The sequence below is a fragment of the Planktothrix sp. PCC 11201 genome (genome assembly GCF_900009135.1).
Taxonomy (GTDB): Bacteria; Cyanobacteriota; Cyanobacteriia; order Cyanobacteriales; family Microcoleaceae; genus Planktothrix.
On sequence record NZ_LT797688.1, the window covers coordinates 683763 to 696790 of the forward strand.

The following is a 13028-nucleotide window of genomic DNA, read 5'->3' on the forward strand; positions in this document are numbered from 1 at the left end:
TATGAAAATTTCAACTTCAGAATATTTACTTAAAAACCATAAATTTCTTGTGAAAACAACATTAGTTTTGTTGGTGTTTCCTTTGATTAATGGTTGGAATTTATCAAAAGCGATCGCTCAAATTATACCCGATCAAACCTTACCTCAAAATACTATTATTACCCCCAATGGTAGTATCATTAAAATCGAAGGTGGAACCCAAAATGGGATTAACTTATTCCATAGTTTTAAAGACTTTTCAGTTCCCGAAGGTGTTGCCGCCTTTTTCAATAACTCCGTGGATATTAAAAATATTATTAGTCGCGTTACTGGCAATAATATCTCTAACCTCCAGGGTTTAATTCAAGCCAATGGCACAGCCAATTTATTCTTAATTAATCCCCATGGCATCTTATTTGGCCCTAATGCTCAATTAAATATTGGAGGGTCTTTTACTGCTAGTACCGCTAATAGTATTATTTTTAATCATGGCGGTGAATTTAGTGCCACTAATCCCCAAGCACCGCCCCTATTAACCGTTAATGTTCCTATCGGGTTACAACTGGGAAAACAGCCCGGGGCCATCACCAATCAATCCCAAGCTTTAGGCATAGGAGTGGATGGCAAAAGTGCCACAACAGGATTACAAGTTCAACCCGGTCAAAATATTAGTTTAATCGGGGGAGATGTGGTTTTAAATCAAGGCAATCTTACCGCTTTTAATGGTAGAATCGAATTAGCAGCCCTAAAAAATGGCACTTGGTCTTTACAACCCCAGCCGGAACAATTTAACTCTCCTAATCTTGAATTCGGCTCGATTCACTTATTACGTCAAAGTCAAATTGATACCAGTGGAGCCGGAGGGGGATTAATTACCATCCAAGGAGGAACGGTTTCCCTAACCGATAGTTCTCGAATTCTTGCTAATACTTTAGATGCCCTTAATGGTGGCGGAATCCAAATTCAAGCCGAACAATTTCAATTAGATAATCGTGCCTTTATCTCCTCCTCCACCATTGGTACAGGAAACGCCGGAGATATTAATATTAAAGCCAAAAATTCGATTGATTTAGTGGGCACTCAACCCCTATCCTTCATCGAACAATTATTATCGGAAAAGTTTAGTCCCACTAATCTATATGACGGTATTTTTAGTGTGAGTGCGGGTGAAGGAGCATCGGGAAACGTCACCCTGGAAACCCCCCAACTCCGGGTGATGAATGGGGCGACCATTTTAACCCCCACCGTGGGGGTTGGGTCAGGGGGAAATATTACCCTGTTAGCCTCGAAATCCGTTGATATTACTAATGGTTCAATTGTGGTCACCGGAACCATTAGCCCTGGCGATTCTGGAGATATCAATATTATTACCCCCCAATTGCGCGTCCTCCAAGATGGATATATCATCACCAGTCCCGGACGTTCCGGGGAAGGTCAGGGGGGAAATATTACGGTGAATGCCGATACCGTCGAACTGCGGGGGGTGAAATCGGGCGTCGCTTCCCCGGGGGGATTATTTACCGCCACCTTGGGTACTGGAGGCGCGGGAGATATCACGATTAACAGCCGGGAACTGACCGTTGCTGAAGGGGCGCAGGTATCTGCTTCAGCGGCGGGAGCAGGGAAAGGGGGCAATTTAACCGTGAATGCGGAATCGGTGCAACTGCGGGGAGTATCGGAGGATGGCCGGTTTTTGAGTGGGTTACTCACCTCATCTTCCCTGTTGACCGTTGAGGGACAAAAAGGTACTGCACCCGCCGGGGATTTAACCGTCAATACTCAACGGTTGGTGGTGCGTGATGGCGCCCAAATTTCGGCGGCGACTGGCGGGGAAGGGGCGGCGGGAAATTTAACCTTAAATGCCTCGGAATCCATTGATGTGGTTGGGTTTGGCACCAATATTGACAAATCCGTAGAATCCGTTTCCTTTGGAACTATTGGCGATGGTATTGTTCCCAGTTCCATTGAGTCGAATACCAGTGGGGCGGGCAGTGCCGGGGATTTGCGGATTAATACCAGAAGGTTAACGGTGCGAAATGGGGCGGAAATTGGGGTGCGGGGAACCAATAAAGGAGCCGCCGGGAACTTAGAAATTCAAGCGGATAAGGTTTTATTAGATAACGAAGGAACCATTAGTGCCGCCACCGTCGCTGGAACCGGAGGAAATATTCGGTTACAGGCGCGAACAGTGGAACTGCGACGGGATAGCCAAATTACCACCAATGCCAGCAACGCCGATGGGGGAAATATTACCCTGGGTACTTCTAATTTAGTGGCCTTGGAAAATAGTGATATTACCGCTAATGCTCAAGCGGGGAAAGGAGGACAGGTGAGAATTAATGCTCAAGGGGTGTTTGGAACCCAGTTTCGGGAATTTCAGACTCCCCAAAGTGATATTACCGCCACCAGTGAGTTAGGGGCAGCATTCAGTGGGGCGGTGGAAATTAGCAGTCCAGAAGTTGACCCTAGTGCCGGGATAGGGTCGTTACCGAGTAATTTAGTTGACCCCACCACCTTAATTGCGACCCGCTGTTCGGGAAATCAACAAAATCAATTTGTAATTACCGGACGCGGGGGTTTACCTGCGAGTCCCAATGATGCTTTGGGTTCTGAACCGACGGTCATCAATTGGATTAATTTGGTTGAACCCTCGACAACATCCCCTGTCACCCCCACATCTCCTGTGGAGACCCACCATGGCGCGTCTCTACAACCCAAAATTCAGGAAGCCCAAGGATGGATAGTTCGGGCTGATGGGGTAATCGAATTAGTTACTAATCCCCCCAACGGTAAACCACAGCCTGCGGGTGTTTTACCTCCTCAATGTTAAGAGGTAATTACGAATTACGAATTACGAATTACGAATGGGTAATAGAAGGAGTTTACATCCCCCGCCTCCTCTGCTCCCCCTGCCCCCCCTGCTCCCCAGGGCTGTTTCATGTTTGAAAATTATAGCTTACTTTTTAGCCATAATTCTCAAACATAATAGCTATTTTCGGAAGAATTAATATTTCCTATAAGGGCTATATAATATTAATTATATGAAATAGTTATCTAAATAGCATAAATATTCCTATTCCCTACGGAGTAAGACTTACGTTTGTGATTTTTCTCTATTTTTCCTAAACTAATCGCTCTATTCTTAACTTGGGGATGAAGAGATAGCCACTAATTTCTCCCACTGATTTCCTAACCACCTTCTTCCCTCTGTTATTGATAAAAATCCTAAACCTCTGAAAATATTCAATCCTAGGGTGTTGAGCAATGCCAAATTAGTCGCCGCTCGTACTTGATGAATTTTCATACTATCCTCTTTAAATAACACATCTTTTACCCAATGAACTTGATTTTCAATCCCCCAATGCCCTTTAATCTTTTGGGAAAAAAATTCTGCCTTTTCCCAGATACTACTTATATAATAAACCGTTTCTTTATCAGACTTTTTTCCTCTGTATCCCCACCGTTCTACCTGAATTATACTTTGAATATGTTCCCAAAGGCTTTCAATTTTTATTGATTTTTTAAACACTGATACCCGACGAGTTATTTCTCGTCCATGACCCCGCTCTTTTTGAGTATCTATACTTTCAGCTTTCGTCGTTTTTATGATTTTTTCGATTTGATTATACAGTTTGATTTGATTCTTCTTAACCGCAATTAAATAATCGTTTTCACTCTCGATAATCTTTCGGACTGTGGTGACATTACAATGTAACGTATCCGCAGTTATCAACTTTCCTTTTAGACCACATTCTCCTATCATCCTTTGGGCTACAGCTTGTTCTGAACCGGTTTTACTCTCGAACTTTTCCGTCGCTAATACTAATCCTGTTTCTTGACTAAATATAGATACCATTATTCCCATGTTTTGCTGCTGATTTCCGGGGTCTTTTACCGTACTTCTTAAACTTTTTCCATCTATTGCTAATCCCTCTATTCCCTTTAATTTAGGAGAATTATCTCTTGACCATTCTTTTACTATTTTACTTAAATCTTTCTCATCTACTCCTCTCATTACCCTTCTTATTGTTGAATAAGATGGCATTCCTTGGCTATAAATATTGAATGTTTTTTTCAGGATAACTTCGTTGGCTTTGACAAAATATCCGATCTCTCGATATCCTTGATGCCCTGACATCACCCCTAAAACTACTACTAATAGCACTTCCCATAACTCATACCTTTTTCCCTGACTTTTTCTGAAGTCCTTGACTTTTTTTAAATTTTCTATTAAACTCGTTAGCATCTTTTTTTAGAAAAAATGGCGATCATTTTCCATTTTATCAGGTGGCGATCGCTCTTTCTTTACTCTTTTTCACCCGACTTTGAAACAGCCCTGAGGTAGGGGGAGCAGGGGGAGCAGGGGAGGTAAACTCTTTCTATTACCCATTACCCATTACCCATTCCCCATTCCCCATTCCCCATTCCCCATTCCCCATTGTCTATTTCTTATTGTTTTTTAAGAGGTTAATAATGTTTGAACCCAATGGATTTGGTCAGCGTTCAATTGTCACGTCTTTAGGCAGAATGGTATATTACACGGCGGAGAGTGCCCCCTGGAATATCAATGAAAGTTCTGCCGAATTACCCCCATTAGTATTTTTACATGGATTTGGTGGGGGATCTTCTGCTTATGAATGGTCAAAAGTTTATCCCGCTTTTGTAGATGAATACCAAATTTTAGCCCCCGATTTAATTGGTTGGGGACGTTCAGAACATCCAGAAAAAAATTATAAAATAGAGGATTATCTAACCACAATTACCGAATTTTTAGAACAAACTTGTTCAACTCCCGCCATAGTAATTGCCTCCTCCCTAACCGCAGCCTTTACCATTCGAGTTGCAATTCAACGTCCTGACCTGTTCAAATCACTTATTTTAGTAACTCCATCAGGTTTATCGGATTTTGGCGAAGATTATGGACAAAGTTTATTAAGCCAAATTGTGAAAACACCTTTCTTAGATCGAGTTTTGTATTTTACCGGAATTGCTAATCCTGCTGGGATTTACGGTTTTTTACACAATCGGCAATTTGCCCAACCGGATCGAATTTATCCCGAAATTGTAGCAGCCTATTTAACATCGGCTCAACAACCCAATGCTGAATACGCAGCTTTGTCTTTTGTGGGGGGAGATTTGTGTTTTGATTTATCCTTATATATCAGTCAACTGATCACACCTACGGGTATTATTTGGGGTGAGAAATCATCCTTTACCAGTCCCGAAACAGGTGAACGTTTAGCTAACTTAAATCCAACAGCGATCAAGGTTTTTCAAAAAATAGATAATGTGGGATTAACACCCCATTTGGAACTTCCCGCCGTCACCATTGGGGTAATTCGTCAATTCCTGAAAATGCTTTAAGGCGGTTCAACTCTAGGTAAAATAGAGCTATAGCAATCCGTGGGGGACTTGTGACAACAACCTGTAGGGTTTTAGCTTTCAACGCTAGGTGTCAAGAGGGTTTAGAGACCCAACCCCTACAATGATTGCTATATGCTCCCAAAGTAACGGTTAAGTTTATGGCTAACACTGATTATTTCGATGAACTTCAGTGGCTTCCCGAAGCCAAGGTCAAACTAAAAAATATTCCCTATTTTGTTCGGACTCAGGCTAGACAACGTATTGAACAACTGGCCAGAGAAGCCGAACAAGGAATCGTGACCGCAGAAATGGTGGAACAAGCCCGCTTAGAATTTGGCCAATAACCCCTCCCCAACTCCCCCTGCCTCCCCTGCCGCCCTGCTCCCCCTGCCCCCCACCTCTGACTATAAAAATTTACCCTAAAGCCTTAAACTGAAGGGTGGGATTTTATTGTTTTTTAAGGTTAATTGCATTAACGGTGAGAAAAGTAATTATTGCGGGTAATTGGAAAATGTTTAAAACCCAATCGGAAGCTCAAGAGTTTCTGCAAGGGTTTATTAATCATTTAGATGATACTCCAGAAGACCGGGAAGTGGTGCTGTGTGTACCCTTTACCACCTTGGGGGTCATGTCCAAAAGTTTACATGGGAGTCGAATTCTCCCCGGTGCTCAAAACATACATTGGGAAGATTCTGGAGCCTACACGGGAGAAATTTCTGGCCCGATGTTACTAGAATTTGGTATCCGTTATGTTGTTGTGGGTCACAGTGAACGACGTCAATATTTTGGCGAAACTGATGAAACGGTGAATTTGCGACTTAGGGCAGCCCAACGTCATGGTTTAACCCCCATTTTATGTGTGGGAGAAACCAAACAACAACGGGATGCTGGAGACACAGAAAGGGTGATTTTCTCTCAGTTGGAAAAGGGTTTAATTGGGGTTGATCAAAACAATTTAGTGATTGCTTACGAGCCAATTTGGGCAATAGGAACTGGGGATACTTGTGAAACAAAAGAAGCTAATCGAGTGATTGGTTTAATTCGCAGTAAATTAGTCAATTCTAATGTAACCATTCAATATGGTGGCTCTGTTAAACCGGATAATATTGACGAGATTATGGCACAGCCAGAAATTGATGGGGCTTTAGTTGGAGGCGCTAGTTTACAGCCAGAAGGTTTTGCCCGCATTGTTAATTATCAATAAATCAGTCATTAGTTGTAGGGGCGGGTTCATCGAAATTTAGGTGATTAACAAACATCTAAAAGAACCCGCCCGTACCAGCTATTAGTTAAAAAATTTACAGATCAAACTTATATTTTTCCCATTCCCCATTCCCCATTCCCCATCAAAGAATTATGACTGTTTTTAACCCTTTAAATATTAGAAATAAAAGTTTTCAATGGGGAAAACGAACTTATATTATGGGGGTTTTGAATGTGACTCCTGATAGTTTTAGCGATGGGGGAGATTTTAATAGTTTAGAAAGGGCTTTGCATCAAGCGCAACACATGGTGGAAGCGGGAGTTGATATTATTGATATTGGCGGACAATCAACCCGACCTGGGGCAGAAATTGTGAGTTTAGAAATAGAATTAAATCGGGTTATTCCCCTGATTGAAACCATTAGAAATAGTTCTAATCAATTATTGGCAAATATTCCGATTTCTGTTGATACGACTCGTTCCCAAGTGGCGAAAGTTGCAGTTCAAACCGGAGCGGATATTATCAATGATATTTCCGGGGCTACTTTTGAGGCTGAAATGTTATCTGTGGTGGCGGGGTTGCAGGTTCCTATTATTTTAATGCACCTGCGAGGAACGCCCAAAACCATGCAAACATTGACGGATTATCAGGATTTAATTGGGGAGTTAGAAGGGTTTTTACAAGGTAGAATTAAAGAAGCGATCGCCCAAGGAATTGCACCTCAAAATATTATTATTGATCCGGGGATTGGTTTTGCAAAAACCTTCAAACAGAATTTAGAAATCTTGAGGAATTTAACAAAATTGCGATCGCTCAATTGTCCGATTTTAGTCGGAACATCCCGAAAGAGTTTTATCGGTCATATTTTAAACCAACCCGACCCAAAACAACGAGTTTGGGGGACGGCGGCGACCTGTGTGGCGGCTATTGCTAATGGTGCGGATATCTTAAGAGTCCATGATGTTAAAGAAATGGTTGATGTTAGTCAAGTTGCGGATGCTATTTATCGGGTGATTGACGAAGGTGGTAATATTTTATCGTAGGGGTTGGGTCTTCCAACCCTCTTTGCTTTTTTGATTTATAATTAATGGTTTAACCTTTCAATAGTCTATTCCTATGTCTACTATCAGGGCGAGGAGACCTCGCCCCTACACTATAATTGATTGTCTAACCTTTAAATAGTCTATTTCTATGTCTACTCCCGAAAAACTCTACGAAGGAAAAGCCAAAATCATCTATCCCACGGATGAACCTGAAATATTACTTGCCTATTTTAAGGATGATGCGACGGCGTTTAATGCTCAAAAACGCGGGACAATTCAAGGGAAAGGAGAAATTAATAATGCGATTTCTAGCCATCTATTTCAATGTTTAGAAGCAAAAGGAGTTCCGACCCATTATATTGATTGTCCTACCCCCAATGAAATGCGGGTGAAACGGGTTAAAATCGTGCCGATAGAAGTGATTGTTCGCAATATTGCGGCGGGAAGTTTATGTAAACAAACGGGGATTCCTGCGGGTACAATTATTGAACCAACTTTAGTAGAATTTTGCTATAAAAATGATGAATTAGGCGATCCCTTATTAACACGGGAACGGCTATTATTAATGAAATTAGCCACGCCAGAACAGTTGGAAAAAATTACCCAGTTATCCTTACAAATTAATCAAATTCTCTCGGAGTTTTTTAATGAATGTGGAATTACTTTAGTGGATTTTAAATTAGAATTTGGGATGACTTCTGAGGGTCAATTGGTACTCGCCGATGAAATTAGTCCTGATACCTGTCGTTTGTGGGATCAATCTGAAACAGACCCCGACCGGCGAGTTTTGGATAAAGACCGCTTCCGTCGAGATTTAGGAAATGTTGAATCTGCGTATCAACAAGTGCTTAAACGGGTTTTAGAACATACTTCCAACCCACCTCAATAAAGCTAAATATTTTGATCCCCCTAAATCCTTTTGTTATAAGGGTTAGGGGGGATCACAACCCATGATTTTCAAAGCTTTTCGCTGTAGAAGTGTCAAAGCTTGTTAAGATGTCAGATGTCGCAGCGATGGTAACGGGTGTAACCATCTCTCTAAGCCTTCGCTGAGGATTGACAAGTTGTAGGTGTGGGATTGTCTAAAAGAGTGAGTATCATGCGTTTATCTCCTGTCTTAGTTGCGGTTTTTACTGCTTCAGCTACGTTTGGATTATCAAACTCTGCAAATGGTCAAACCGCCTATTCTGAATCTGAAAGTTCCCTCAGTTCTCAAGAAGCTTTTGATCCAATAAATCCGAGTTTAAACCCATCGGAAACCCATGGAAAACAATCTTTAGCTGTTAATCAGATTATTCCCTCTACACCTATTAATTCTTTTGAAGGAATAGTTTTAAATAAGACTAAATCGCTCCATCCAGATCTGGCTTTTTCTCTGGGTCAGTCGATTGGAAACCAGGTTTCCTTTTCTGGGGTTAATGTTTCCTATTCTCAAAATTTACCTCAATTCAATCCATCTCAACCCCTAATTCATCCTGCTTTAGAGTCTTCTTTGCATCCTGCGGAATCGGAGGTTTTAGCAGAACATTCTATTAGTCTCAATAAAGGGAAAACTACAGAAGATTTAGAAAAATTAGCGCAAGTTTCAACAGAGGTTTCACCTGAGAATACTGAAGCCAATGATTCAGCCATTATCCTAAATAAATCTGAAACCGAAAAAGTCGGTCATTTTAGCTTTCCCGTCAGAACAGAAACAGCGATCGCCCTCAACCCGAACTTACCCGAATCTAATTTATTTCAACCGAGTTTACATAAAGATTCTGAAAAAATAGCCCAATTCCCAACTCCAGTTCCCGAAAAAATCGCGAGTGTAGAAATTAATAATTTCTCGAATTTAGGAATTATCCTGAATAAAGCTGAAACCGAAAAAGTCGGTAATTTTAGCTTTCCCGTTAGAACAGAAGAAGCGATCGCCCTCAATTCCAGCTTACCCGAATCTAATTTATTTCAACCGAGTTTACATAAGGATTCTGAAAAAACAGCCCAATTCCCAACTCCAGTTCCCGAAAAAATTGCCAGTGCAGAAATTAATAACTTCTCGACTTTAGGGATTATCCTGAATAAATCTGAAACCGAAAAAGTTGGTCATTTTAGCTTTCCAACCATACCGGAAACAGCGATCGCCCTCAACCCAAACTTACCAGAATCTAATTTATTTCAACCGAGTTTACATAAAGATAGTGAGAAAATAGAATCATTCTCTCCTATTATTCCATTAACTATCGTCCAAGCAACACCCGAAACTTTACCCCCTAATTCTGAAGTTCCAATACAACCTGAAACTCCTGCGACTATTCCCCTTCCCAGCACGCCCGCACCCTCAGAAACCGAAGTGTTAGTCGGAGAAATTGCAGTCACAGGAACCCAAGATCAAGGATTAATTGAAAAAGTATATAGCGTTATTTCCACCCAACCCGGACGAACAACAACCCGGACTCAATTACAAAGAGATATTAATGCGATTTTCGCTACAGGTTTATTCCGAAACGTCAAAGCTGTTCCAGAAGATACCCCTTTAGGAGTACGAGTAACTTTTGAAGTAGAAGAAAACCCCCTATTCAAAGAAGTTGTAATTCAAGGGAATACGGTTTTACCCCAAGAAATTATTAACGAAAGTTTCGGCGATCAATTGAATAAAACCATTAACTTAAATCAAATAGAAGCAGGAATTAAAAAAATCAATCAATGGTATCAGGATAATGGCTATGTTTTAGCACAGGTTGTCGCCGCTCCTGAAGTTACAAAAGAAGGTGTTATTAACCTAGAAGTCGCAGAAGGGGTGATTGAAAATATTGGGGTGCGTTTCCTGAATAGTGATGGAGAAGCAACCGATGAAGAAGGAAAACCAATTTCGGGAAGAACCCGAGACTTTATTATCACCCGGGAAATTCAGTTAAAACCAGGGGATGTATTCAACCAAAAAACCGCACAACAGGATTTAGCCCGGGTATTTGGTTTAGGAATTTTTGAAGATGTCCGCTTAGAATTAGAACCCGGAAAAGATAATCCACGGGAGGCGGTGGTGATTGTGAATGTAATCGAAAAAACCACCGGATCACTCGCATTTGGGGGAGGTGTAAGTTCCGCCGCCGGATTATTTGGAACCTTGAGTTATCAAGAAATTAACTTAGGGGGAAATAACCAACGCTTAGGGGCGGAATTAGAAGCAGGAAATCGGGTGTTTCAAATGGATTTAAACTTTACCGATCCTTGGATTGCGGGTGATCCCTATCGCACCTCTTATACTGTGAATGCTTTTAGACGTCGGACGATTTCTGTGGTCTTTGAAAATGGGCCAAAAGAGGTTTACTTGGCAAATGGCGATCGCCCCCGGGTGGTGAGAACTGGAGGGGGTATTAGTTTTACTCGTCCCTATGCGGATAATGTTTTCGCCGATCCCAATTGGGTCGCTTCCCTCGGATTCCAATATCAACGGGTGGAAATCACCGACTCCGATGGGAAAATTAACCGTACCGATGAATTTGGGAATCAACTGAGTTATAGCGGGAGTGGAAAAGACGATTTATTCACCGTTCAGTTTGGATTTCTGCGAGATCGCCGCAACAATAAACAACAACCCACCTCCGGCTATTTAGTGCGTTTTGGTTCGGAACAATCTATCCCGGTGGGTTCGGGAAGTATTTTAATGAACCGTTTGCGGGCTGCATATACTTTTTATATTCCTGTGAAATTCTTCTCCGGTTTCATTCCCGAAGGCTCTCAATCCTTTGCTTTTAACTTCCAAGGGGGTACGGTAATTGGGAACTTACCCCCCTATGAAGCCTTTCCCTTGGGGGGGACAACCTCGGTGCGGGGTTGGGAAGAAGGGGCGATCGCCTCTACTCGCAGTTTTATCCAAGCCTCCATTGAGTATCGTTTTCCCCTGTTTTCCAAGTTTATTGGCGGGGCGCTTTTTGTGGACGCGGCAACGGACTTGGGTTCCCAGGGGACAGTTCCTGGTTCTCCTGGGGGTGTGCGGGATAAACCCGGAAGTGGTTTCGGTTATGGGGTTGGTGTGCGCCTACAAACTCCCCTCGGGCCAGTGCGGATTGATTATGGGATTAATAATGACGGGGATGGTCGGATACACTTCGGTTTAGGGGAACGGTTCTAAGTCCTAAAATGCACCCAGATGATCTTGTCGAAATTCCCTATTCCCTATTCTCTTGTTACTGAGCGAAGTCGAAGTATTCCCTATTCCCTATTCCCTTGTTACTGAGCGAAGTCGAAGTATTGCCTATTGCCTATTGCCTGTTCCCTTCTAAGTAGGTAGGCAGGAAGAAACCAAAGTATGTAAAGATAAATGAAGATGGAGAAGAAATCTACCGAGGTCATGAAAATATGGGTGCTCGTTTAAGGGTATTTCTGACTCGTGAGCAAGACAAAACCCTGTTCAACCTGAGAACAGCAGATGTACCACAGAAAGTTAAAGACCGAGCCGAAGTGATTCGCTTAAATTCACAGGGTTGGTACGTCGAAAAAATAGCAACTTATTTCAATTGGACGGCACAGACTGTCAGAGAAGTGTTGCACAAATGGGAAAAGTTGGGGCTAGAAGGGTTATGGGAAAAACCCGGTCGCGGGGGGAAAGCCAAGTGGAAAGAAGATGACTTAGTATTTTTAGAAGAATGTCTCAGAAAAGAGCCCCGGACATACAACTCTCAGCAATTAGCCCAAAAATTAGAACAAGAACGGTCGATTAAATTGAGTCCCGATAGATTAAGACGGGTGCTCAAAAAAAGGGGGTGAATTGGAAGCGAGCCAGAAAGAGCCACAAAGGAAAACAAGATCCGATAGTCCGTGCTCAGAAACAGGCAGATTTAGAGATGTTGGAATTATCGGCTGCGGCTGGAGAAATTGACTTAAAGTATTTAGATGAATCGGGTTTTTGTCTGTGGAGTGAACCGGGTTACACCTATTATTTTAGGGGGGAACAAAAACGTTTAGAACAAACACATCGTCGGGGTCGCAGATTAAGTATTATTGGGTTTTGGCAACAGCAAATCAGTTTTGTTTATGGCTTGGTGATTGGAGGTGTGAATCGCAAGTGTTATATCCAAATGATGGAACAAGAAGCAACAGAGGCTGAAAAAGCCGGACGGATGAGAGTTATTGTCCAAGATAATAGCCCGATACATCAATGCCATGAGGTGAAAAAACTCTGGCCAAAATGGGAAAGTATGGGTTTGTATATTTTCTGTTTACCTAAATATTGTTCCGAAATGAATCCGATTGAATTAGAGTGGCAACATCTCAAAAAAGATGAACTATCAGGACAAACATTTGAGGATGAATTAGACCTGGCTTATGCGGTAATTAATGGTATTCAAGCTAGAGCAGAAAGAGGAAACTACAGCACACAACGGATGAAATTTCACTCGGAGCAACAACAAAGTTAACTTTTCGTTACATACTTGTTGATTTTCTCGCCCACCTAC

General features: G+C 42.0%; 9 protein-coding genes. 8 read left to right on the forward strand and 1 reads right to left on the reverse strand.

Features of this window, described 5'->3' with window-relative positions:
• The first annotated feature begins 1 nt into the window (after nt 1).
• Nucleotides 2–2809 (forward strand): beta strand repeat-containing protein, encoded by a 2808-nt coding sequence (locus PL11201_RS03730; protein ID WP_079677250.1) that lies wholly within the window; start codon nt 2–4, stop codon nt 2807–2809.
• A 312-nt stretch (nt 2810–3121) separates the two neighbouring features.
• On the opposite strand, the gene PL11201_RS03735 is transcribed toward PL11201_RS03730, so the two are convergent.
• Nucleotides 3122–4225, reverse strand: coding sequence for an ISAs1 family transposase (locus PL11201_RS03735; protein WP_079677251.1), 1104 nt, complete (start codon nt 4223–4225; stop codon nt 3122–3124).
• Between the two features lie 227 nt (nt 4226–4452).
• On the opposite strand from PL11201_RS03735, the gene PL11201_RS03740 reads away from it, so the two are divergent.
• The 7 genes from PL11201_RS03740 (at nt 4453) to PL11201_RS03770 (ending at nt 12989) form a co-directional block, all read left to right on the forward strand.
• The gene (locus PL11201_RS03740; protein ID WP_079677252.1) at nt 4453–5343 is read left to right on the forward strand and encodes an alpha/beta fold hydrolase; all 891 of its coding nucleotides are present in this window, start codon (nt 4453–4455) and stop codon (nt 5341–5343) included.
• 158 nt (nt 5344–5501) lie between these two features.
• The gene (locus PL11201_RS03745) at nt 5502–5687 is read left to right on the forward strand and encodes a PCP reductase family protein (protein WP_079677253.1); all 186 of its coding nucleotides are present in this window, start codon (nt 5502–5504) and stop codon (nt 5685–5687) included.
• Nucleotides 5688–5821: 134 nt separating this feature from the next.
• Nucleotides 5822–6547, forward strand: a complete 726-nt coding sequence (gene tpiA, locus PL11201_RS03750; RefSeq protein ID WP_079677399.1) for a triose-phosphate isomerase — start codon at nt 5822–5824, stop codon at nt 6545–6547.
• A gap of 152 nt (nt 6548–6699) precedes the next feature.
• The gene (gene folP / locus PL11201_RS03755; RefSeq protein ID WP_079677254.1) at nt 6700–7590 is read left to right on the forward strand and encodes a dihydropteroate synthase; all 891 of its coding nucleotides are present in this window, start codon (nt 6700–6702) and stop codon (nt 7588–7590) included.
• A 148-nt stretch (nt 7591–7738) separates the two neighbouring features.
• Nucleotides 7739–8479: a phosphoribosylaminoimidazolesuccinocarboxamide synthase gene (purC, locus tag PL11201_RS03760; RefSeq protein WP_079677255.1), complete on the forward strand. Its 741-nt coding sequence runs from the start codon at nt 7739–7741 to the stop codon at nt 8477–8479.
• A gap of 210 nt (nt 8480–8689) precedes the next feature.
• On the forward strand, nt 8690–11704 hold the full coding sequence (locus PL11201_RS03765) for a BamA/TamA family outer membrane protein (RefSeq protein ID WP_079677256.1): 3015 nt from the start codon (nt 8690–8692) through the stop codon (nt 11702–11704).
• Between the two features lie 227 nt (nt 11705–11931).
• Nucleotides 11932–12989 (forward strand): IS630 family transposase gene (locus tag PL11201_RS03770; protein WP_144017658.1). Its coding sequence is split into 2 segments (ribosomal slippage): nt 11932–12324 and nt 12327–12989, totalling 1056 coding nucleotides; the frame shifts between segments, so codons are not numbered across the junction.
• Nucleotides 12990–13028 lie beyond the last annotated feature (39 nt).